Annotated in this window: 21 protein-coding genes; 9 read left to right on the forward strand and 12 right to left on the reverse strand. The window is 49.3% G+C overall.

The window, feature by feature from the left end; all coding sequences use genetic code 11:
* Positions 1 to 23: 23 nt before the first annotated feature.
* The 4 genes from I0P70_RS01900 to cdd all read right to left on the reverse strand — a co-directional run bounded on the left by I0P70_RS01900 (position 24) and on the right by cdd (position 4,057).
* Positions 24 to 1,172 (reverse strand): helix-turn-helix transcriptional regulator, encoded by a 1,149-nt coding sequence (locus I0P70_RS01900; RefSeq protein ID WP_230391933.1) that lies wholly within the window; start codon positions 1,170 to 1,172, stop codon positions 24 to 26.
* Between the two features lie 169 nt (positions 1,173 to 1,341).
* A complete protein-coding gene (locus tag I0P70_RS01905) occupies positions 1,342 to 2,682 on the reverse strand; it encodes a hypothetical protein (protein WP_196114507.1) in 1,341 nt (446 codons plus the stop codon).
* 244 nt (positions 2,683 to 2,926) lie between these two features.
* Complete coding sequence (locus I0P70_RS01910) at positions 2,927 to 3,568, reverse strand: alpha/beta hydrolase (RefSeq protein WP_196114508.1); 642 nt, start codon at positions 3,566 to 3,568, stop codon at positions 2,927 to 2,929.
* Between the two features lie 3 nt (positions 3,569 to 3,571).
* A complete protein-coding gene (gene cdd / locus I0P70_RS01915; protein ID WP_196114509.1) occupies positions 3,572 to 4,057 on the reverse strand; it encodes a cytidine deaminase in 486 nt (161 codons plus the stop codon).
* A gap of 127 nt (positions 4,058 to 4,184) precedes the next feature.
* On the opposite strand from cdd, the gene I0P70_RS01920 reads away from it, so the two are divergent.
* The gene (locus I0P70_RS01920) at positions 4,185 to 5,534 is read left to right on the forward strand and encodes a saccharopine dehydrogenase family protein (protein ID WP_196114510.1); all 1,350 of its coding nucleotides are present in this window, start codon (positions 4,185 to 4,187) and stop codon (positions 5,532 to 5,534) included.
* 23 nt (positions 5,535 to 5,557) lie between these two features.
* On the opposite strand, the gene I0P70_RS01925 is transcribed toward I0P70_RS01920, so the two are convergent.
* The 5 genes from I0P70_RS01925 to aroQ all read right to left on the reverse strand — a co-directional run bounded on the left by I0P70_RS01925 (position 5,558) and on the right by aroQ (position 9,488).
* On the reverse strand, positions 5,558 to 6,274 hold the full coding sequence (locus I0P70_RS01925) for a methyltransferase (protein ID WP_196114511.1): 717 nt from the start codon (positions 6,272 to 6,274) through the stop codon (positions 5,558 to 5,560).
* Positions 6,275 to 6,638: 364 nt separating this feature from the next.
* Complete coding sequence (gene rnhA, locus I0P70_RS01930) at positions 6,639 to 7,103, reverse strand: ribonuclease HI (protein ID WP_007658099.1); 465 nt, start codon at positions 7,101 to 7,103, stop codon at positions 6,639 to 6,641.
* A 112-nt stretch (positions 7,104 to 7,215) separates the two neighbouring features.
* Positions 7,216 to 7,782 (reverse strand): MarC family protein, encoded by a 567-nt coding sequence (locus tag I0P70_RS01935; protein ID WP_040574344.1) that lies wholly within the window; start codon positions 7,780 to 7,782, stop codon positions 7,216 to 7,218.
* Positions 7,783 to 7,892: 110 nt separating this feature from the next.
* On the reverse strand, positions 7,893 to 8,954 hold the full coding sequence (locus I0P70_RS01940; RefSeq protein WP_196114512.1) for an aminotransferase class V-fold PLP-dependent enzyme: 1,062 nt from the start codon (positions 8,952 to 8,954) through the stop codon (positions 7,893 to 7,895).
* An 81-nt stretch (positions 8,955 to 9,035) separates the two neighbouring features.
* Entirely contained in the window at positions 9,036 to 9,488 is a 453-nt protein-coding gene (gene aroQ / locus I0P70_RS01945; protein WP_007658113.1) for a type II 3-dehydroquinate dehydratase, read from the reverse strand.
* Positions 9,489 to 9,614: 126 nt separating this feature from the next.
* On the opposite strand from aroQ, the gene xerD reads away from it, so the two are divergent.
* The 6 genes from xerD (at position 9,615) to I0P70_RS01975 (ending at position 18,767) form a co-directional block, all read left to right on the forward strand.
* Positions 9,615 to 10,514, forward strand: a complete 900-nt coding sequence (gene xerD / locus I0P70_RS01950) for a site-specific tyrosine recombinase XerD (protein ID WP_196114513.1) — start codon at positions 9,615 to 9,617, stop codon at positions 10,512 to 10,514.
* Between the two features lie 322 nt (positions 10,515 to 10,836).
* Positions 10,837 to 12,486, forward strand: coding sequence for a beta-N-acetylhexosaminidase (locus I0P70_RS01955; protein ID WP_196114514.1), 1,650 nt, complete (start codon positions 10,837 to 10,839; stop codon positions 12,484 to 12,486).
* Positions 12,487 to 12,611: 125 nt separating this feature from the next.
* Positions 12,612 to 13,427 (forward strand): hypothetical protein, encoded by an 816-nt coding sequence (locus I0P70_RS01960; RefSeq protein WP_196114515.1) that lies wholly within the window; start codon positions 12,612 to 12,614, stop codon positions 13,425 to 13,427.
* Positions 13,428 to 13,518: 91 nt separating this feature from the next.
* Complete coding sequence (locus I0P70_RS01965) at positions 13,519 to 14,550, forward strand: quinone-dependent dihydroorotate dehydrogenase (protein ID WP_196114516.1); 1,032 nt, start codon at positions 13,519 to 13,521, stop codon at positions 14,548 to 14,550.
* A 918-nt stretch (positions 14,551 to 15,468) separates the two neighbouring features.
* Positions 15,469 to 18,090, forward strand: coding sequence for a DNA translocase FtsK (locus I0P70_RS01970; protein ID WP_196114517.1), 2,622 nt, complete (start codon positions 15,469 to 15,471; stop codon positions 18,088 to 18,090).
* Positions 18,091 to 18,122: 32 nt separating this feature from the next.
* Complete coding sequence (locus tag I0P70_RS01975) at positions 18,123 to 18,767, forward strand: outer membrane lipoprotein carrier protein LolA (protein ID WP_196114518.1); 645 nt, start codon at positions 18,123 to 18,125, stop codon at positions 18,765 to 18,767.
* Between the two features lie 229 nt (positions 18,768 to 18,996).
* Here I0P70_RS01975 and I0P70_RS21555 read toward each other — a convergent pair whose 3' ends face one another.
* The gene (locus tag I0P70_RS21555; RefSeq protein ID WP_196114621.1) at positions 18,997 to 19,077 is read right to left on the reverse strand and encodes a PGF-CTERM sorting domain-containing protein; all 81 of its coding nucleotides are present in this window, start codon (positions 19,075 to 19,077) and stop codon (positions 18,997 to 18,999) included.
* 333 nt (positions 19,078 to 19,410) lie between these two features.
* Between I0P70_RS21555 and pyrF the strand changes: the two genes are divergently transcribed.
* The gene (gene pyrF, locus I0P70_RS01985) at positions 19,411 to 20,241 is read left to right on the forward strand and encodes an orotidine-5'-phosphate decarboxylase (RefSeq protein ID WP_196114519.1); all 831 of its coding nucleotides are present in this window, start codon (positions 19,411 to 19,413) and stop codon (positions 20,239 to 20,241) included.
* Between the two features lie 112 nt (positions 20,242 to 20,353).
* Positions 20,354 to 20,986, forward strand: a complete 633-nt coding sequence (locus I0P70_RS01990; RefSeq protein WP_196114520.1) for a pyridoxamine 5'-phosphate oxidase family protein — start codon at positions 20,354 to 20,356, stop codon at positions 20,984 to 20,986.
* 141 nt (positions 20,987 to 21,127) lie between these two features.
* Here I0P70_RS01990 and I0P70_RS01995 read toward each other — a convergent pair whose 3' ends face one another.
* The gene (locus I0P70_RS01995; protein ID WP_196114521.1) at positions 21,128 to 21,682 is read right to left on the reverse strand and encodes a hypothetical protein; all 555 of its coding nucleotides are present in this window, start codon (positions 21,680 to 21,682) and stop codon (positions 21,128 to 21,130) included.
* 306 nt (positions 21,683 to 21,988) lie between these two features.
* Complete coding sequence (locus I0P70_RS02000; RefSeq protein ID WP_196114522.1) at positions 21,989 to 23,629, reverse strand: ABC-F family ATP-binding cassette domain-containing protein; 1,641 nt, start codon at positions 23,627 to 23,629, stop codon at positions 21,989 to 21,991.
* Positions 23,630 to 23,642: the final 13 nt, after the last annotated feature.

The raw sequence follows: 23,642 nt of genomic DNA on the forward strand, positions 1-23,642 counted from the left end.
GGTGCTAACTTATAGGGAAGTACTTAAACTGAACCGGAAACGGCATTTTTACGATATTGCCCGGGTGTCTGGCCGGTATGCTTTTTAAAGACACTGCTAAAAGCTGACTTTGACATGTAACCTACCTGCTCGGCCACTTCTTCCACCTTTAGATGCTGCTGAGTTGGGTCCGCCAGTATAGCTCTGGCCTCTTGTATGCGCAGCTCAGCCAGGTACTCAAAAAAGCTCTTACCCAGGCGCTCGTTCAGGCTTTGTGAAAGGTAGTGGGGCGAAGTATGCAGTTGTTTGGCCAGCGTCGGGAGGGAGGCCGATGGTTGAATGTAAAATTTTTCCTCTTCAGCCGCTTTCAGTTTCCGGATCAGGTCCTGCTTGGCTTCCTCACTCAGGGCGGACTTTTCATACTTTAGCTGCACCACCGGCTGAAAGAAAGCAGAATCAGTGATGATTTTGTAGCTGGCAAAGAAGAGCTGCAGTACCAGAAACACGGCCAGGAAATGATCACCCAGGTCGCGCTCATAGCTTAGCTTAACGATCACGATCAGCACCAGCGTGGCAACAAAAAAGAACAGCAGGAACCTTGCCCAGGTATAGAAATAGGGGTTTGGGGACTCGACTGTGTTTCGTTTCCTCAAAATCATGAAGCAGAGTATGATGTAGATGAGGATGTGTGCCATGGTCAGCTCATTTACATACCTCGTCCAATGCAGCGGGTCCCAGAAAAACTCAATAGTAACTGGTATCTGCTCCATCTCCGGAAAATAGGCTCCTATATAGGCGTTGTATTTAACTTCCTCGGGCTGTATGTAAAAAAGGGTATGGTAGAGAAAATACACTACAAAAGGAATGAAGTGCAGCCACTGCTTCCGCGTCCAGTTATTTCCGTTCAGGCTCCGGAAAAGCAGGTAGGTGAGGGGACCGGCGGCGAAATTTGCAGGTTCAGAGAAATCGACCAGATGAAGCACCTGGAACATAAGGCCGCTATAGCACAGAAATACCTCCAGGACCATGCTGGCAAAAGTAAATACCAGCGCCGCCAGTAGCAGGTGATGATAGGGTTGCCGATGCGGGCGCTTCGCCAGAAACAGCAGACTCATGAAAAAGCCCTGCACCACACCCACCAGCAGGATGGCTGCAAACCAATCAAATCGGAAAAAGGACTCTGGCTGTGGCATCGGCAAGTATGATCGTTTACTAACGGTTCATAAACTAAAGCTAAAACTAAATTTTAACTTACGTTTAAGTACACCCGAAAATTCTACGCTTGGACTCCAAGAGGGGTGTTTAAAAAGAAAAGCCTCCGCTGTGGGCGGAGGCTCTTGCAATGATTCTTATACAGTAGGATTACTGAAGACGTGCCTGGATCTCTTCGATCAAGCCATCATAGCGCTTCAGCAGACGGCCCCAGTCTTTGAAGTCTTCATCGTCTTTCACACTGATGTTGCGCGAAGTGTTGATCTCACGCTCGTGACGCTGGCTAACGATCTTCACCACGTAGGTAAGGTCGTTAGAGTTACCGCCGCTGCTCACGATCACACGTGTGCGGATCATGTTGGCACCGTTGAAGTTTTGCACCTGCCAGGCGCTGGTCAGGTAGCCTGTGTTGTAGTCTACCGTTTCGAGCACATCAAAACGCTTGGTGATGATTGAGCTCAGGATTCTCCAAGCGTCAGCAGGGTCTACGGTTTTGCTTACAGGTATGGTGATGCGCACATTGGCCATGTCTGAGGAAATAGACGAGGTATAAGCCTCGTCCACGGCGAGCTCTACAAACTCAGTTGGCTCCGGAGCCTGCATGTTTTCCTGGTTGCAGTAGTTCTTGATATAGCGCAGGAAACCGTCTTTGGTCACACGCACTTCTACGCAGCCGTTCTTTGGAACTTTCAGGTCGTATTTGCCTACACCTACTACTTTGCCAGCCACTTCAATGTTGGCATCAGCAGGGGAGGATGTGATTTTCACTAAGCGATCCTCGAGCATGGCACGGCTGCGAAGCGGAGGAAGTGGGTCAGTAGATGGCTTGTTGCAGAACACCTGTACTACTTCAGCAAATCCGTCCTTTGTTACAGTCACTGTTACGCAAGTGCCAAATGGTACGCTTACATCTGTATTGCCACGGCCGCTTACCACACCATTCAGTGATACAGAGGCGTCAGCCGGAATCACTTCCAGGCGTACCTGGCGGTCTTTCAGCTCAAAAAAGTCTTTAACAGGAGGAGCTTCACGGTCTTTCTGGTTGTAGTATACCTTGGTTTGTGGTGCAAAGCCTGGTTTCTTTACCTCTACGTTCAGGAACTTGTCTTTCTCCACAATCAGGTTGATACGCTTTGTGCCAGCCAGGCGACCGTCAATATAGATCTCCGCATCATAAGGCTCCACACTGATGTCAATCAGGCGATTTGCCAGTTCTACCTTTTGTTCCTTGTCCCACTTCATGGTGCGCGGAAACTCACGAATTACAGGTTCATAACCTTCTTTTACAATGGCAATGCGATTGCGGGAGTCTTTGTTCAGCTTCAACTCAATGCTTCCGACACCCAGTTCAGTCACTCGGGTATTGTCCGCGTCGTTCAGCAAAAAGAATTTGGCATCCGGGAAGTTTGAAGCAACGTTGATCTTGCTTTGCGCAAAAGTAGAAAGCGTCAGCAAGCATAGGATGAAGGATAGGTAGAGATTTCTCCTCATAGGACTAAAATAAAGTAAGTAAAAAATATAAAATAGGTTGGTTGATTATGACAATACCACCACAAATTTAAATCAAATTTCTGTAAATTTATATATAACAATTTGTGCATCAATAAAAATACCCAAAAGTGGGTACCAGATAATTGCTAGAAAATGAAATGTAGCAGATGTTATGAGCTGATTCAGCCGCGCAAAAACAGATAAATTTTTGTACAGATTAGCAGCAACTTTTGTAGTTGCTGTCCTAAGGATTTAACCTGGCTAGTAGTTCTGGTGCAATCGTATGGCCGCCTTCGAAGGTATGCACTTGCGGCGAAATGCCGAGTCGCTGCATGATCTCTCGCTGATGCTGCAGTTTTTCGGGTGTGATAAACTCGTCTTGTGTGCCATACACCAGATCTACCGGTATACCTTCAAAAGCCGCTTTGCCCGATTCAAAATCGATATCCTCCGGAAAAGAGGCGGCCCAAAGTATGAGGTGCTGGCAAGGCACTCGTTCAGTTGCCAGCCAGCGGCAAACTGTAGCACCGCCCTGTGAGAAGCCCAGCACATGCACCCGCACATCAGAAGGTACTTGCTGCAAAAGTTGTTTCAACAGCAGGTTGAGGTAAGCGGACTGGTCCTCTATTTCGGAAAGACGATCTTCTTTGGTCATCCAGGTAGCACCTACGCGGCCAGAAAAACCATCCAGGTAAAAGCGGGAGAGTCCCTCCGGGGCTACTACTACAGTATTCCCATCGTCCAGCACAGCGAAGTGCCGCAGAAAATAACGGGCCAGCTGACCATAGCCATGGCACACCACCCAGAGGTCGCGCGTCTGTTCTGAAGGCGTTCCCAAGGTATAGTAGCGTGCCGTTCGCGGCACTGTCAGCTGGTGCGTGTGCATAACTTACAAATGTTCTTTGTTGAACTGGAAAGGCAGCAGGTCGCTTACGCTGCGGAGGCGGTAGAATTTGCCTTCTGGTCCCTGCAGGAGCACAGGTATAGGCTCGCCTTGGTTGTGTTCGTACTCAGCCATCACCTGGCGACAGGCGCCACAGGGCATAGCCGGAAGAAAATGTTGTTCGCTTCGCCGGCGTGCAGTCACAGCAATCATCTTGATTTTGGTGTTCGGGTGATGGGCGCTCATGGCAAACAGGGCGGTACGCTCCGCGCACAAGCCGGAAGGGTAGGCGGCGTTTTCCTGATTGCTGCCTTTGAACATGGTGCCGTCTTCAAGTACCAGGGCGGCGCCTACCAAAAAGTTGGAATAAGGAGCGTAGGCATCGTTAGCAGCTTGTTGGGCCAGCTCCATTGCTTCGCGTTCCTGTGGTGTTAATTCTTCTGCCGAGTCCAGTACGTCGATGCAGATATGTATATTCAGCTCACTTGCCATTTAAGACCTTGTAGGTATAAAAATTAGAAAAGGGCTATAAATTTAACGGAATATTCTGATAAAACAATGCGAAAGGTTGGCCTTGCAGGTGGTTATTGCTAAATTCAAGCGCAACGACACAATCGCTATGAAAAAAATACTCCTCCTCGGGGCTGGCCGCTCCGCCTCCTCGCTTATTCAATACCTGTTACAGCACGCGTCTTCCGAAAACTGGTACATCACCATCGGCGACATCAACGTAGACCATCTGCAGAACAAAATCGCGCAGCTGGACTTTGCTGAAGCCATCGTATTCAATGTGCACGATGACGAACAGCGAGCTGTAGAGGTAAGCAAAGCCGATCTGGTGATCTCGCTTTTACCGGCGATCTTTCACATAGAGGTGGCGCGGGAGTGTATGAAGCAGGAGAAGCACCTGATTACCGCATCCTACGTTTCGCCCGAGTTCAGGGAGTTGCACGAAGAGGCCAAGCAGAAGAACCTGACTATAATAATGGAATCGGGCCTTGACCCGGGCATAGACCACATGTCAGCCATGGCAGTGATCCAGCGTGTGCAGGGTATGGGCGGTCGCATCACGTCATTTAAGTCCTACACGGGCGGACTGGTGGCACCGGAATCGGACAATAACCCCTGGAATTACAAATTCAGCTGGAACCCGCGCAACGTGGTGCTGGCAGGGCAGGGGACGGCCAAGTATATCAAGAACGAAGAGTATAAGTACATACCCTACCACCAATTATTTAAGCGCACCGACGAACTGTTTGTAGAGGGCTACGGCCACTTCGATGGCTACGCAAACCGCGATTCGCTCAGCTATAGGGAGCATTACGGTCTGAAGGATATCCCTACCATGCTACGTGGCACACTGCGCCGCATTGGTTACTGTGCCGCCTGGGATGTGTTTGTGCAACTGGGCCTCACCGACGACAGCTATGATCTGGAAGGTGTGGACAGCATGACGCATCGCAGTTACCTGGAAGCCTTTCTGCCACCAGCCGCCTCCACCGACGAATCGCTGCAGCAACGCCTGTGTCGCTACTTGGGTATAGCCCCTGAAGGTGAGATCATGGAAAAGCTGGAGTGGCTTGGGCTGTTTGAAGATGTACCACTCGACATGCAAGCGGCCACACCGGCGCAGGTACTCGAAAAAATACTGGTTGGCAAGTGGAAACTGGAACCTGGCGACAAAGACATGATCGTAATGCAGCACCTGTTTGAGTACGAACTGAACGGCGAGCAGCACGAGCTTACCTCCTCACTGGTAGTGTTGGGCGATGATGCCGTGCAGACAGCTATGGCTAAGACTGTGGGATTACCGGTTGGTATACTGGCAAAGCTTCTGCTGCAAGGCAGGATCGACCGCCATGGAGTAGTTATACCTATCTACCCGGACCTGTATGAACCTGTGCTGGAAGAACTCAAAGGGTATGGAATTGACTTTGTTGAAGACGAAAAAGTGAAGGTTGTTCACTAGCAGGTATAGCCTTCGGGCAATCTTTAGAAAATCAGGTAATAATCCCTCAGCAATTCTGAGAAGTCAGGAGTATAGGTCGTGCCGTCTTCTTTGCGGATGTATAAGGCTTTAGTAACAGTATTCGCTTTCGGATTGCAGGTATACGTTTGCACATGGCGAATGCACTTGCCACCGATGCGGGTGAAAACCTCCATCGTTTCGGTCAGGTAGAACGCATGTGTTTTGGCAAGTTCTGCAAAGTGGTTTGCCTCAGATGGCGGCAGGAGCAAGTATAGTTTACCACCCTGAGTAAGGTGCTTCTGCGCAAAAGTCAGGATATCTTCAAAGAGCAGATCGCCTGTATGCTTGGCTGTGTTTTTGGCAGCATTGTCAGACCTGAGCGAAGCCAGAAAAAATGGCGGATTCGAGAGAATGACATCGTACTGCTGCGCACAGGTTTTCGCGAATTCCTGCAAGGGCATCGGGTGTAGTTTCAGTCGCTCCGCCCAAGGGCTCTCAGCAAAGTTCCGCAAAGCCTGCACCTGAGCCTCCGGGTTGATCTCCACCGCTTCCACTTCCGCCTCCGACCGTTGCGCTACCATCAGGGCCAGCAAACCTGTTCCAGTTCCAATATCCAGCACCCGCTTCGCCTGACGCACCTCTACATAGGCTCCGAATACACAGGAGTCCGTGCAAACCTTCATAGCACATTGGTCCTGGTTGATGCGGAATTGCTTGAATTGGAAGTAGGTGTTGGGCACGGGTTTTTAATGAATAATGGGTAATGATGAATGAATAATTATTTACGCATCCTTTTGGAATCGCTTGGTGCCTAATAGGAAGAGACTGTTAAAGAGAATAATAGTAATTGTCGAAATAAAAATATAGTCGGGATTATTCAGGTTGTGAGTTAAAACAGATCCTATTAGAAATATTATAGGCGTAGTAGAAAAATAGATAGTGCTTACAAGATTCTGCCTTTTCAAAAGGACAAGTACTCCAATTATAATGTAAATGATAAGAGCAATCACCAATAAAGTAATTGTCGCATAAACTGTGGCTACCAATCCGTCTAAAGCAATCATACCTTTTGGTTAATTTTCATTACTCGTTAACCATTCTTCATCATTTCGAGTTAAACTGCCCCGATTCAAAGCCCTCGTCGATCAAAAGATTCGGTGACAGCGCACTGGCTACTGCCAGCTCATCGCAGCGCTCATTTTCGGGGTGACCGGCATGGCCTCTGATCCAGACGAATTTTACGTTATGCTTGGCGTATACCCTTAGGAAACGGGCCCAAAGGTCACCGTTGGCTTTACCAGCGAAGCCTTTCTTCTGCCAACCAAATACCCAGCGCTTCTCCACAGCATCCACCACATACTTGGAATCCGAGTAAACCGTGACAGGTATACCCGGCTTGGTGATCGCCTCGAGCCCCACGATCACGGCGAGCAACTCCATGCGGTTGTTGGTGGTTTTGCGGTAACCGGCAGTCAGTTCTTTCTCGTGGTTTTTCCAGCGCAAGATAGTGCCATAACCTCCCGGACCCGGATTTCCTCGTGATGCACCGTCTGTAAAAAGCTCGATCATATTGTAATTGAGTGATTTAGCAATTGAGTGAGTTTTTTGATTGAGCGAATGCGTTAGTGATTATGTAAATAATAATAAACCACTCCGTCACTCAATCACTAACTCACTCAGTTTAAATAGGTAAATTCGTTTTGAACAACTTGATGGCGATAGCTAGCAGGATAACACCAAACACTTTACGGAGCACGTTGGCGCCAGCTTTACCGAGTTTACGCTCCAGCCAGGCCGAAGCCTTGAGAACGATGTAAACGAACATCAGGTTCAGGACTATACCTACCAGCACGTTTGGCAGAGAGTAAGCGGCACGCAAAGAGAGCAGTGTCGTCATGGTACCGGCTCCCACGATAAGCGGGAAGGCCAGCGGCACTATGGAGCCACTTTTCACTTCAGGGTCGGAGTGGAAAAGGTCTTTGCCCAGGATCATCTCCAAACCAATCAGGAAGATGATGATGGCACCTGCCATGGCAAAAGACTCGAAATCGATGCCGAACAGTTTCAGGATACCGTCCCCCACGAACAGAAACACGATCATCAGAATACCCGAAATGATCGTAGCCTTCTCCGACTCGATTTTGCCCTCGCGCTTGCGCAGGTCAATGATAATGGGAATAGAACCGAGGATGTCGATTACCGCGAACAGAATAAGCGTTACCGATGCGATTTCCTTGAAACTAAACAGCTCCTGAATCATGAGTTTGTGGTTGTTAGAATGTCAAAGCCAGCAAATAGGGTATAGCTATACCTGCAAGCGCTGGCGCAATTTGATAACAAGCCGCAAAGGTAGGATTCTTAGGCGTAATAATGCAGGAAAAAGCGCTTTAGCTCTTCGTACTCTTCGTTGGCAATAGCCGGAAAATTGGCCACCCGGAACGTGTTGCGCTGCCATGGTCCGTAGCCGTTGCCCAGCCGGATATTGTGGTGCAGCGCCCGCTTCTTGATGTCCTCCACCAACCGCTCGTTCGCCTCCAGTACCAGCACCGTTTTAGAGCGTACCTCTTCGTTCTCGATCAGCAGTTTAAAGTCGGTGAACTGCCCGAAGAACTCGTATAGCTCGTTGGCCCGATCCGTCAGATCGATGTCGAGCTGTTTGATAAAAGGCCGGTCCTCGAGCATACGCTTGAGCAGGTAGATGTTGAGCGTGTTCGGCGTGTGCACGGTCTGGTAGTTGAGCATCTTCTCGTAGAGCGATACCAGGCTATTGTAATGATTGCGCTCGTTCATTTGCTTGGCCCGGAAGATGGCACGCGGCGAGCAAACAAGTATACCCAGACCCGGCGGCAGACCGAAGCACTTCTGCACGGAGGCGAACCAGATATCAGCTTTGATGTATTTCAGGTTGAGGCCGGCCATCGAGGAAGTTGCATCCACGGCTGTAAGCGTGTCCCGGAAGCGGTTGTGCAGGTTCAGGATAGTACTGGCTGTGACCTGTGTTCCGTTGGAGGTTTCGTTTTGCGTGAAGCAGATCAGCTCAGTATCGACACTGATGTCGAGTTCCTCCACCGGCATGGCCTCGTTGATGTCGAAGCGAACACCTTCGGCATTGGGACGTAGCTTTTTTGCATACTCGTACCATTTCTCCCCAAAAGAACCATTGTAAATGTGGAAGCTCTTCTTTTTGGTGAGGCTTTGGGTCAGAATCTCCCAGCACTCGGTGGCGGAGGAGGTAAAAAAAATAGAATAGTCCTGCGGAATGTTGAGGCGCCGCTTGAGCGAGCCCACCACCGTGCGTGATAGCTGTACAAACTGTTCTCCGCGGTGCGGAGCCCCCAATATACCTTCGTCATACGCATCCATAAGGTAGTTGCGCACTTCCGGATATATTTTAGACGGTCCTGGATAGAAATTCAACATGGAGGGTAATATAAAGAATTATAGTATTGCTACTATAGTAAAAAGCAAATATTTAGTGAACGGAATCCCAGTGTTACCACGCTATTTTTTGGATCCAAAACCGATCTGCTTCGGCTTCATGCGCTCGAAGTACTGCAGTGCCAGCCGGTAGCTCTCCATCCCGAAACCTGTGATTACCCCTTTGCAGAAAGGAGCCAGCATGCTTTTGTGCCGGAAGGCGTCGCGGGCGTATACATTGGAGATGTGCACCTCGATCACAGGCGTTTCGATGGCCTTGATGGCGTCAGAGAGGGCAACCGAGGTATGGGTATAGGCGCCACCGTTAAACACGATGCCTTTGTAACTGAAACCCACCTCATGCAGCTTGTCGATCAGTACCCCCTCGGTGTTCGACTGAAAATAGGATAACTCCATGGCTGGAAAAGCCTCCTTCAGCTCTTCAAAGTATGATTCGAATGACTCGGAGCCGTAGACAGACTTCTCGCGGATACCGAGCAGGTTAAGATTAGGGCCGTTCAGGATGAGGATTTTCATAGTTTAGGGGTGTTTTGTGATTTCAGCTCAATTAAGCGGATGCAATTTAAGTATTAACTATCTTTGCTTTGATTTTTTTGACAAAAGAAAGTTTTGTCAGCTCCTCTTTTGCCCAAATTCTACCTTATGAAGTGGTCCATCTGCATTACCCAGTTCGAGCAATACCTGCGTCTCGAAAAGTCCCTTTCCGGTAACTCCGTGGAAGCCTACTTGCGCGATATCCGCAAACTGACTGATTTTCTGGAGATCAAAGGTATAAACGTGCAGCCGGAGCAGATGACCCCGCCTATACTACGGGAATTTCTGGAGTGGGTAGCTGAGCTGGGCATGACGCCGCATTCGCAGGCACGCACACTGTCAGGTATACGGGCTTTCTACAAGTTCCTGATCATGGAAGACATGCTCACCGCCGACCCGACTGAGACCATCGAAGCCCCGAAGCTGAGTCGCAAATTGCCGGATACGCTACACTTCCATGAAATAGAGCAGTTGCTGGCCGCCATCGACCTTTCTACGCCAGAAGGGACCCGCAACCGTGCCATGCTGGAGACACTCTACAGCTCCGGACTGCGTGTGTCAGAGTTACTGGAGCTGAAATTAAGTAATCTGTACGAAGACATGGGCTTCCTGAAAGTGGCCGGTAAAGGCGACAAAGAGCGACTAGTTCCGATTGGACGCGATGCGCTCAAGCACATACAACTCTACCGGGAAGGCGTGCGTTGCCACCTCAATATCAAAAAAGGCCATGAAGACTTTGTATTTCTGAACCGCCGTGGTGCTAAATTGACCCGGGTAATGGTGTTTACGATCATCAAAGACCTGGCTGCCAAAGCAGGTATACAGAAGACGGTGAGTCCCCATACCTTCCGCCACTCTTTCGCCACACACCTGATCGAAGGCGGCGCCGACCTGCGTGCCGTGCAGGAAATGCTGGGTCACGAGTCTATCACCACCACCGAGATCTACACCCACCTCGACCGCGACTACCTGAAGCAGGTGATCAAGGATTACCATCCGAGGAGCTAGAAGAAGTTTGAGGGTTTAGGAGTTAGAGAGTTTGAGAAGTTTTGGCGTGTAGGGATAAATATAGCGCGAGCGTCCTCGCTCGTGATTTACTATGGAGGGGCCTCTGGCCCCTATGCTAAGCTGGGATAACGCATGACTGGACTAGCCTGTTCCGGGCGCAGACCCGAGGAGGCTCCACTATAACCGGCACGAGCGAGGGCGCTCACGCTATACCTACTCTCAACTATAACCCTAACCATTGAATCGACTAATTCAGTACCAAACCCATTAAACCAAGCGTTTTTCCAAAAGTCAAAAAGCAACACAATTTCAAAACACCCGCATGCGAGCTACTTTCATCCGAATATTCACCATTGCCCTGCTTTCTTTAACTATACCTTTTCTCACCGCCGCTCAGTCCGTGGATGATATTACGCCTATACCTGTGGAGGTAATAAAAGAGGCGAGAGGGCATGTGACCATCGACGGAAAAGCCCACATCGTATTCGACAAGCAATACGGAGCGCAGGCCGAGTTTCTGCAGGAAATGCTGGCGGCGCAGACTGGCCTGAACCTACAGGTATACCCGAGCACTGCCACGAAGCCCAAAGCCAGTCATCACATCCGACTCGTTTTTGACAACAAGACGGTTGACAAAGCCGAGATGTATACCTTGACAGTATCCGGTAAGGACGTGACTATACGCGCCAAAGACACAGGCGGTATGGTATATGGCATTCAGACCTTGCTGCAGCTTTTCCCTATCAAGCAGGTGCGGGAAGCGAAAATTCAAGATGTATACATCAAGGATTATCCGCGCTTTGCCTATCGCGGCATGCACCTGGACGTGGTGCGGCACATGTTCCCCGTGGAGTTCATTAAAAAGTATATCGACTACCTGGCTTTCCATAAGTTCAACACCTTTCACTGGCACCTGACCGATGATCAGGGCTGGCGCATTGAAATGGAATCGTACCCGAAACTGAACACGGTAGCCTCGTGGCGCAAGGAAACCTTGATCGGGCACTTTAAGGACGAACCGGCCAGGTATGACGGTACCCGCTACGGTGGCTACTATACCAAAGACGAAATACTCGAAGTAATCAACTATGCTTCTGTGCGAGGCATCAACATCATCCCTGAAATCGATATACCGGGTCACAGCCGCGCGACCATTGCCGCCTACCCCGAGCTGAGCACCCGCCCTGACACGACCTGGAATGTAGCCACCACCTGGGGTATGTACAACCGCCAGAACAATGTGCTGCAGCCAAACCCAGCCACATTTCAGTTCCTGGAAACGGTGTTTCAGGAAGTGGCCGACCTGTTCCCGTATGAATACTTCCACCTGGGCGGCGACGAGACCAGTAAAAAATGGTGGAAAGAAGACCCCGTGTCGCAGCAATTCATCAAAGACCACAATCTGAAAGACGAGAAAGGTCTGCAGACTTATTTTGTGGAGCAAGTGGCGAGTTACCTGGCAGCTAAAGGCAAAAAAGTGATTGGCTGGCACGAGATTCTGGAGGGCGACCTGAGTACCTCTACCCTGATCATGAACTGGGGAGGGGAAAAAGAGGGGATAGCCGCCGCAACCCGTGGGCACCAGGTGATCATGGCGCCAGGCAAGCCGCTGTACTTCGACCACTACCAGTCCAAAGACCCGAATGATAGCCTGGCCATACACGGCTACAACCCGCTAGATGCCGTGTATAATTTTGAACCTATACCTGCGGCATTGCGCGAACGCAAACTGGACCACTATATCGTCGGGGCGCAGGCCAATTTATGGACGGAATACATCGGCAGCGAAGCCAAAGTAGAGTACATGGTTTTCCCGCGCATGACCGCCCTGAGCGAAGTGCTGTGGTCGCCTGCCGAAAAGAAGGATTTCACAGACTTCAAACGTCGTCTCAACTCGGCTATTATTCCGCGCTATACCTTCTGGAAGGCTAAATACTTCCCCAACTTCGAGCAGTGGACGTCTGAGAAGTAGAAGCCCATTTCATTTAAACCACGCCCCGATCTCTATCAGCAAAATGGTAAAGATCGGGGTTTGTTTTAGTCATAACACAGGCTAACTTGCAGAGTCTAAGTAAAGTAAACCCACCCTGCATTAGTATGAAACAACTTATTCTCTGCTGCCTATGCGCCATGATACTCTTCAGTTGCAGCGAAGGCAAGGATACGCCAGCCCCTGCAGTGCTGATCGATTCGTATGCGGCCAAATATATGGTGCATCCGAAGCGTGGAGCTTTCTACACGCATTTGGGTACCTACACCCTTGAATATAAAAATGGGAAGGTAAACAAGAGGACCGGTGTTCCCGAGTGTATGGTGAATGGCTCATGTCAGGAACAACCAGCTGTTATTGACGAGGTGAGCTACAGAGACAATATCATAAGAATCGCCAATAAAAGCAGCATGGAGGACTGGGGCATTTTACGGGAAGAGTGGTTGTATGGCCTGAAAAATCACGATCAGCCAGCTTACCTTATCTACAAAGCTGAAAACCGCAGGATGTATGATTCTTTATCTTATATCTACCATACAAATGGAAAGTTGAATAAGATAGAAGGCTTCTCCATTTATAGAGACGAGGTCGAATTAGTGGTGAATAGAGACATTGCCAAAGACTTCTTTTTTGATGCTTCGGGCAATCTGGAGAGAGTGGAGACGCGCCGTATTCTGGATGATGACGGTTTTGTACTGCACGTAGTTGTCGAAAAATTTGAGAATTATGACAACGCCGTTAATCCATTTAAGGGAATGTTTATGTTCGAAGACACCTACTACAGGTCCTTGTCTCAAAACAACTTTAGAAGGTATAGAAAAGAGGAGATAGAAGTGCGGAGCGGAGCAGTGATCAGCAGTCATGGCAAAGACTGGATGCTGGAATATGATGCGGCAGGCCGTCCAGTGTTTGATAAACCTTAGGCCTGGGGGTAGATTTGCTCCCCGAAAAGTCTCAAAATAAACACACAACACATATCTTTGCGGGCAGCAAACCAAACTCAAACCCGCTGCCGTGTATAAGAGCCTCCTTCGTCCGCTACTTTTCAAATTAGACCCAGAGAAAGTTCACTATCTCACTACCGACGCATTAAGAACTGCTTTTAGCTTGCCGTTCACCAAGAGTGTCAGCCGCAGCATGTTCCGGGTCGAGGACAAGCGACTGGAGCGGGAACTCTTCGGCTTAAAATTCCCTAATCCGGTTGGTTTGGCAGCAGGCTTCGATAAGGATGCCAAATTGGTAGACGAGCTGGCTGAGTTGGGTTTCGGCTTCATCGAGATCGGTACACTCACCCCGAAACCACAGGAGGGCAATCCGAAGCCGCGCCTTTTCCGTCTGCCGGAAGATCAGGCCATCATCAACCGAATGGGCTTTAACAACGAAGGCGTGGAAGCAGCCGTGGAGCGTTTGCGGAAGCGTAAAAGCAACATCATCGTAGGCGGCAACATCGGTAAAAACAAAGTGACTCCTAACGAGGAGGCGCTCAACGACTATCTCTACTGTTTTAAGGCACTCTATGATGTGGTGGATTACTTTGTCGTGAATGTAAGCTCACCCAACACCCCCGACCTGCGTGCCCTGCAGGAAAAAGAGCCGCTGCAGCAATTGCTCATGGCCTTGCAGGAGCTGAACAATTCCATGCCGAAAGCCAAGCCTTTGCTTTTGAAGATCGCCCCGGATTTGAACGAAGCTCAGTTAAATGATATAATCGAGATTGCAATAGCAGCCAAGCTAAGTGGTATTATTGCTACGAACACAACTATCAGCCGCGATGGGCTACACACTTCTTCTGCCCAGGTTTCAGAAATCGGAGCCGGTGGATTGAGTGGCAAACCACTAACCAAACATGCTACCGAGATTATCCGTTACCTACGCCAGCACCTGCCGGAGCACATCAAGATTATTGGCGTGGGCGGTATTATGACGGCGGAGGATGCGCAGGAAAAACTGGATGCCGGTGCTGATTTGGTGCAGTTATATACTGGGTTTATCTATGAAGGTCCAGCGCTGGTTGCGGGGATTAATAAGAGGTTGTTGGATAATTAAGGGTTGGTTATAGCGCATTCGGTTGATTTGTAACTGGCGTAGTGACGGCTGTTCTTTTAGCAACTTGCCTTATTTCATAGCTTCGCCTGTGCGGCGGGCACCGTATGCCCTGGCCGGGCGGGCCCTACTTTTTGTCTTGACACAAAAAGTAGGCAAAAAAGTCAAGACTATCCAAACTCGCTGAACGCTCAAACAGTGGATAGTCATTTGGGCGCACTTGGCACCTGAGTCTGTTTCATAGCTTGCGTGCAAGTTAGTCTTGCTATACCTGCCAGTGGTGTGCAGTTACAGAATCTACAAGGCCTATACTTGCCAAATGTTAAAGGCCGTAATTCCCCTCTTGAGAGCAAGGCCATTTCATTCTGCTTTTTTTGTCATCCCGTAAGGATCTTGGTAAAGAGGTTCTCTACCCCCGCAAGCAGCATCGGCTTATCACCCACACGACCAAGTTTCTTAACAGAATGACAGTGATTTTTGAACAAGTTTTGTAGAATGAAATGTACCTAATCTTTAAATAGGCAAGGGTATGTTAACCATTTTCGGAATTCATTGCCTTAAACAAAGAATGAGCTAAGAGTGGTTTGACCCTGTCCCCTGTGAGGGGCGCTGGGGATGACAACTTTTGACAATCTTAATCTGGGGGTAGCGGCCTTCTATGAAGAGAGCGGCAGGAGGATAATCGTGTACAGGAATCCTGCAAATCCGTGGGGATGGGGCCCTATGTATAGATTCAGACAAACACCCATGCACAATTCGGACAGGATTACTTGGCCTTATACAATCTTCCAAATTTTCTTACTTTTTAACTCCTAATCTCCCCAACTTAACTTTTTAGCACATTTCCTGAAAAGCCTTCGGATTTGCTGAGCGGCGTGTGCCGAAAAAATGTAAATTTGAAATCTTAATTAGTCGAAGGGTATGGCAAAGAACACTTACAGAAACGATGCGGTGAGCACGGGAAGGGCGAGGAATGAGGTGCGTGGACGTAATGAACCACGCGGCAGTGCCTCTACCAGTGAAAAGCCTAAGCAGAAGAAAGCTAAAAAACCATTTTTTAAGATGCCGTCTTTCAGGTTAAACCTGAAAGCGCCTGCTTTTTTGTCGGACCGCCGCTTTAAGCTGTTCATTGGCTTCTCTTTACTGCTGATCTCCTTTTTCATGACCATCGCCTTTGTGTCTTACATGTTCACAGGGGCCGCTGACCAGAGTGTGGTGGAGTCTGTACAAGGTACGGGGCTGAAAGAGTCAGGGCAGGAAGCGGAGAACTGGCTGGGCCTGTTTGGCGCCTGGGTGTCGCACTACTTTATTTATGAACTACTGGGCCTTGGCGCCTTTTTCCTGATACCGATCTCTTTCTTCGCTGGTAGCCGCATTGTGTTCCGCTGGAAAACTGTTTCTATGTCGTATGTGCTCGGGCTGTGTACATTCAGTATGCTATGGCTGAGCCTGACCTTGGGGTATATCGTGCTCACAACGGGTACGGTAAGTGAATACGGCTTCATGGGCGGAGGTATAGGTATAGAAACGGCCATTTGGCTGAGCAGCCTGATCGGCTGGGGTAGTGGTTTGCTGCTCGGCTTCCTGCTACTAATCTTCCTGGTCTTCTTCTTTAACATCACGAGCATCAACTGGAGCAAACCAGCTACTGAGGACGAAGAGGGTGAAGTGGCGATTGACAGAGGAAGTGCTTCGTCGCTGCGTGATGTGGTGCATGGCTCTGCCCGCAACATCAACCATAATGCCGACCCTACTGCTTCACTGGATGCCGAGGAAGAAGAGGAGATAGAATTCGATGAAGAGGAGGAAGAGGCGATCAATCGCGCCTTGGAGATGGAACTAAGTTCGCTCAAGCCAGAGCCGCCAAAACCTGCTGCACCTGCACCAACGCCTACGCTAGAACTTGATATTGAAACCGAGTTGGAAGAAGAACTCGCTTACGACGAGTTTGACACAGCTGAGGGTGAAGAGGAAGAGCTTCTGGATTTGCAGATAGAGAAGACGCCGGAAGAGGAAGCCGCTGATGTGCTGGCCACCGAAAACTACGACCCGACGCTGGACCTCGCCCGCTACCAGTACCCGACTATCGACCTGCTCAATGATTACGGCACCACGAAAGTGTCGGTAACCAAAGAAGAACTCGAGGCCAACAAAGACAAGATCGTGGCCACACTCGGTCACTATAACATAGGTATAGCGAGCATCAAAGCGACCATCGGTCCGACTGTGACGCTCTATGAAATTGTGCCGGATGCCGGGGTGCGTATCTCTAAGATCAAGAACCTGGAAGACGACATCGCCCTGAGCTTAGCGGCTCTGGGTATACGAATCATCGCCCCTATACCTGGCAAAGGAACGATCGGTATAGAAGTACCGAATACCAAAAAGGAGATGGTGTCGATCAAGTCGATTCTGTCGACCGAGAAATTTATGAAGAGTGAGATGGACTTGCCGATCGCATTCGGTAAGACTATCACCAACGAAGTATTCATTACCGACCTCGCCAAAATGCCACACTTGCTGATGGCGGGTGCTACGGGTCAGGGTAAGTCGGTTGGTCTGAATGCCATCCTGACCTCGCTGCTTTACAAGCGTCATCCTTCGCAACTCAAGTTCGTGCTCGTTGACCCGAAAAAGGTGGAACTCTCCCTGTTCAACAAGATAGAGCGTCACTTCCTGGCCAAGTTGCCTGACACAGAGGAGGCGATCATCACCGATACCAAAAAGGTGGTGAACACGCTCAATTCCCTCTGTATGGAGATGGATATGCGCTACGACCTGCTCAAAGACGCCGGATGCCGTAACCTGAAAGAGTACAACAAGAAGTTTGTGGAGCGTAAGCTGAACCCGAAAAAAGGCCACAAGTTTATGCCCTACATCGTGCTGGTAATTGACGAGTTGGCTGACTTGATGATGACGGCCGGCAAAGAGGTGGAAACGCCGATTGCCCGTCTGGCGCAGCTAGCCCGTGCCATTGGTATACACTTGGTAGTAGCCACACAGCGACCATCCGTAAACGTAATTACTGGTATCATCAAGGCTAACTTCCCGGCACGAATTTCCTTTAAAGTAACCTCCAAGATTGACTCCCGCACCATCCTGGATGCCGGTGGCGCTGACCAGCTGATCGGTCAGGGTGACATGCTCTTCTCCATTGGTTCGGATATGATCCGTATTCAGTGCGCCTTTGTAGACACGCCGGAAGTGGATCGTATTTGCGACTTCATTGGCGAGCAGCAAGGGTATAACGATGCCTACCTGTTGCCGGAGTTTGTGGGTGACGAGAGTGGCTCCGAAAAAGCAGACTTCGACTCAAGCTCCAAGGACCCGATGTTCGAAGAAGCCGCCCGCATTATCGTGCAGCATCAGCAGGGTAGTACATCCTTATTGCAGCGTCGCCTCAAGCTGGGCTACAATCGTGCCGGCCGCCTAATCGATCAGTTAGAGGCCGCAGGTATAGTGGGTCCGTTTGAAGGAAGTAAGGCCCGCGAAGTTTTAATTCCAGACGAGTACAGTTTGGAACAGTTATTGAATACGCTGTAGGAAAGAATAAAACACGACACTCAAATAACATCATGAAAAGAGTATTATCCCTTTTGCTGGCAGTATTTATGTTTGTGAACCTGGCGAATGCGCAGCAGGATCCGAAGGCAGGCAAGATACTGGACCAGATGAGCCAGAAGTACAGAAGTATGAAAGCTTTCAAAGCTACTTTTGCACAGACACTGGAGAACCCTTCTGCCAAAGTAAAAGAAACGATGGAAGGAGATATTTTGGTAAGCGGCCCGAAATACAGACTAGCCGTGAGCGGACAAGAGATTATCAGCGATGGTAAACTGATGTGGACTTACCTGAAAGAGGTAAACGAAGTGACCATCACAGAAACTGACGCGGAAGCAGAGGCCATGGCACCAAGCAAGATCTTCGACATGTATAAGAAAGGCTACAAGTATGCCTATGCCGGTAGCGAAAAGCAGGGCGCTGACACGTTTGACGTGATCGAACTGGCACCGGAAGATCGCAGCAACCCAATCTTTAAAGTACGCTTATACATCAACCAGAAAGATAAGTCATTGAAGAGCTGGCAGATGTTCCGTAATAACGGCAACCGCTATACCTATACCATCAAGAACTTCCAGGCGAACCCTGAGTTAGCTTCTGATGCCTTTAGCTTTAACAAAGCTAAATACAAAGGCGTGCAGGTGGTAGACTTACGATAACCCTACCAATTTATGATAAAAGAAAAGAGCTGCTCTGTTAGGGCAGCTCTTTTTTTGTAATTGATTTAAGAGTCCCCGACGTCTATCGTTGCAACAATATATCCCACTTGAGGGGTGGAACGGAACTTCAAGGTATAGATGCCTGCCTCGGTCGGGCGGAAGGTATATGGAGCCGTACGGATAGGCAGATCGTCGGTGCAGACGTTCCCTTTATACTTCGCTACTACTCTTATGACCGTTTCCTTGCCAGAAGAGCTGACATTAAAAGAGCCGAACTGGCCACAACCGCCGTTAACCTGAAAGTGAACATCCACAGTTACGGTTTCTCCAACTTTTGCAGTTGCAGGAGCATCTACCCGGACAATGGGAGCAGGGCGCTCCTGTGCCGGAGGCTCGGAGTCTTCTTTGGAGCATCCGGTGGTAATCAGGAGAATTAAGGCGAGGGTGCACAGGTGTCGTATCATAGTTTTTTGCTTTAAGGTGCTGCTTACTATCTCGATCCCTTTTATGCTGATAGGGTTGCAAGACCTGACATATCTGGCGTAACAGTATCAATTAGTGGCCTGTGCAGGTATAAAAAATTTGTAGCTGCCCTTAAATAAACTAGCTTTGCTATACCTGAACTTTAGCTCCTATACCTATCATGACCAGAGAAAAGCTGTTTGAGCAGATCCTCCAGAAAAAATCATACCTGTGCATTGGCCTCGACACCGACCCGAAGCGCCTGCCTGAGCATCTGCTCGACCACGAAGACCCAGTGTTTGAGTTCAACCGCCAGATCGTGGAAGCCACCGCTGACCTGTGTGTAGCCTATAAGCCGAATATTGCCTTTTATGAAGCGCAGGGGCCGAAGGGTTGGGTAAGTCTGGAGAAAACGCTGGAAGTGATACCGGAGGAGATCTTCACGATCGCTGATGCCAAACGGGGTGATATTGGCAATACCTCGGAGCTATATGCCCGCGCCTTTTTTGAGACCATGAACTTCAATGCCGTGACGGTTGCGCCTTACATGGGCTCTGACTCGGTGAAGCCGTTCCTGGTGCAGCCGGGCCGTTGGGTGATTTTATTGGCGCTAACGTCTAACCCGGGCAGTAAGGATTTTCAGATGCTCAAACTGTCAGATGGTAATGAAGAGTATCTCTTTGAGCAGGTATTGCGCGAGAGTGCCAACTGGGCCAGCGTAGGGCAGATGATGTATGTCGTGGGCGCTACACAGGGTGAGCATATTGAGCGAGTTCGAGCTATCGTACCGAACCACTTCCTGCTGGTGCCGGGTGTGGGCGCGCAAGGCGGTAGCCTCGAAGAAATTTCCCGTCTCGGCATGAACCAGCAGTGCGGCTTGTTAGTCAACTCTTCCCGCGCTATTATCTACGCCTCCTCCGGCCGCGACTTTGCTAACCGTGCTAGAGAAGCTGCCCTGGAAGTGCAGAAGGAGATGGAGCAATACCTAGAGCAGTATGTAACGCATTTGTAGAAATATAGAATTAAGTTCTTTTGAAATAACATGAACGCCATACCTAAGCTAAGCATCCAGGTATGGCGTTTATGTTTTATATTGTGGTAGGTATAGACAAAAAGGCAATAGCATGAACAAGCAGTTTTCAGAGATCATCAGTACCGTAGAAGATTTACAGGCTTTGCTGGGTACACCGAGCGAGTTGGTTAATAACAAATCGATCGACTACCTGGATACGCACTGCCGTGATTTTATCTCGAAGGCCTCTATGCTGTTTATAAGCACAAGTGACGCCGCCGGTAATTGCGATGTTTCTCCTCGGGGCGACGCGGCCGGCTTTGTGTTGGCACTGGACGACAAGCGGCTTGTTATACCTGAGCGACCCGGCAATAAAAGATGCGACACGCTTCGGAATATTCTGGATAACCCAAAGGTCGGGCTGATCTTTATTATCCCAGGCTTGGAAGAAACGCTTCGTGTGAATGGCAAGGCCTGCGTGATCAGAGACAAAGCCATTATGGCGGAGCTTGCAGCACAAGGCAAAATGCCAGTTGTAGGTATAGGGGTGGAAGTAGAGGAATGCTACATCCACTGTGCAAAAGCGTTTAAGCGATCAGGTCTTTGGAAGCCCGAACAATGGCCCTCACAGGAGACCCTGCCCCGTCCTGCCGCTATCCTGGCAGATCATATCAGGAAGCCTGATTACAGCGAAGAGCACATCAAAACAGTACTGAAAGAGAGCTATGAGAAGCGCCTGTACTAATCAAATAATAGTTGATAGGTGTAGGTTCTCAAAGCTCCAAACCATTACTTTTATAGGGTATCTCAAGGTATGGAGAAATACAAAAGAAGCCCTAGCTACCGGCCAGGACTTCTTTTGTAATAGGATATGACAAGGGGCAATCTATTTATTAGTCGTCTTTACTTTAAAGTGAAAAGTGCCCGTTACTGGTTTTTCATTAGCGCTGTTGTTGATCTCGTAGGCTGTCATAGCATACTTGCCCTTAATGGTGAACACTGCTGAACTACCTTCTCGGCCAATGTATTTGATAGCCGTGATCTCATTGTAAGACACTTCTGAAAGTCCTCCTTTGCTTACCATCCGTGTTGTGCTTCCTTCTTTGACAGGGAGTTTAAGCGAAAACTGGAACGGTCCGTCATTGTCTGTATATTCGGCTATCGCATACCGCTTTAGGTTGCTCGGGTTGACCATCGCTGAACTGTCTTTCGGGAATGAAAGGAAAAAGGTATTGCTGGTAGACTGAGAGGTAGCAGATACATAATAGTTCTGTTTATCTAAGCTGTTGGACGGCAGGTCCAGGTGGGTGCAGTCGATGTGGCGGGACCAATCCGGGGTTTTGAAGCTGAAGTGCAGGCTCTCGCTGATACTGTCTGGAGCCGGATCGTCTTCCTTATCCTTATCAAGTACATCGCAGGAAAAAGCAAGGGCAGCAATCATGAATGACGCTAGATAAAGGGGTAGTTTTTTGAACATCTCTGGGTGAATGGTTAAGACATACTGCTTCCCCATGTATGGTGGGTAGGGCAAAGCATATGATCTGTTATAAAAATAGAAAGCGATAATAAGAAAATACCTGCAAAAGTAGGACGGACAGCTATGACAAGAAATACCCAGAGTTGGGTATTCTTATTACAATTGCAGCAATATGGTGCTACTTAAACCAGAAGAGCCAATGCTATATGCATTGGCTCTTCTGGTTATTATATTAATGGTATGTCTTACAGATTAAGATCCATTGTAAAACTAGACTGCTTTTCTCTCAATCTCCCGCAAATTCTCCATTTTCTTATTACGGAGGAAGCTGTTGATGTCCTCGAAGTGCTCACGAACCCGCTTGTTGCCAAACTCAAACACTTTGTCGGCTAGTCCATCGAGGAAGTCGCGGTCGTGCGATACCAGAATAATGGTGCCGTCAAATGCCTTGAGGGCGTCTTTCAATATATCCTTCGTTTTGATGTCAAGGTGGTTGGTCGGTTCGTCCAGAATAAGCAGGTTAACCGGCTGCAGCAACAGCTTGATCATCGCCAGTCGCGTCTTTTCACCACCTGAGAGCACTTTCAACTTCTTCTCGATGGTGTCGCCGCTGAACATGAAGGCACCCAGCAAGTCCTTCACACGCGTGCGGGCATCGCCCACGGCAATCTCGTCGATGGTCTGGAAAACGGTCAATTCGCCGTCGAGGAGGGCGGCCTGGTTCTGGGCAAAGTAACCGATCATACAGTTGTGACCCAGCTGCAGCTTGCCCTCAAAATCGATCTCGCCCATGATGGCTTTCACCAGCGTAGACTTACCTTCGCCGTTCTTGCCCACAAAAGCCACTTTCTCGCCACGGTTGATGGTCACGGAAGCATCTTTGAAGACGGTATAGTCACCGTACTTTTTGGTCAGTTCCTCTACAATCACAGGGTAGTTGCCAGAGCGCGGAGCAGGTGGGAACTTGACATTCAAAGCAGAGGTATCCACTTCGTCTACTTCCACGATCTCCATCTTCTCGAGCATCTTCACGCGCGACTGCACCTGCAGGGTCTTCGAATAAGTACCCTTGAAGCGGTCGATAAAAGTCTGGATATCGGCAATCTCTTTCTGCTGGTCCTCAAACTGCTTCTGCTGTTGCTCGCGGCGCTCTTTGCGCAGTTGCAAGTATTGGCTGTAAGTAACCTTATAATCGTAAATGCGGCCCATCGTCACCTCAATGGTGCGGTTAGTGATGTTATCCACAAAGGTCTTGTCGTGCGAAATCACGATCACGGCCTTGGCATTGTTCACCAGAAAATCCTCGAGCCACTGAATGGATTCAATGTCGAGGTGGTTAGTCGGTTCGTCGAGCAGGATCAGGTCCGGCTTCTGGAGCAGGATCTTGGCCAGCTCGATACGCATGCGCCAGCCACCGCTAAATTCGTTAGTAGAACGCGTGAAATCTTCGCGGGAGAAGCCAAGGCCCTTGAGCGTTTGCTCCACCTCCGCATCAAAGTTGATTTCTTCAATAGAATAGTATTTCTCACCCAGTTCCGATACCTGCTCAATAATCTTGTAATACTCATCAGAGTCGTAGTCGGTGCGGGTTTCCAGTTCGGCATTCAGGGCATCCATCTGCTTTTTCATGTCGAGCACCTTGGCAAATGCCTTGGAGGCTTCCTCGAACACGGTGCAGTTGTCATCAGTGAGCAGGTGCTGCGGCAAGTAGGCGATCACGGCATCCTTCGGCGCCGACACCTTGCCACGGGTAGGCTTGCTGGCGCCTGCTATAATTTTGAGCAGGGTAGATTTGCCTGCACCGTTTTTTCCCATCAGGGCAATACGGTCGTTTTCGTTGATGTTGAAAGAAACATTGCTGAAAAGGGCCGCACCATTGAACTCCACGCTCACCGCGTCAACTGAAATCATAATCGTTTAATTT

Source organism: Pontibacter sp. FD36 (assembly GCF_015686655.1).
Classification (GTDB): Bacteria; Bacteroidota; Bacteroidia; order Cytophagales; family Hymenobacteraceae; genus Pontibacter.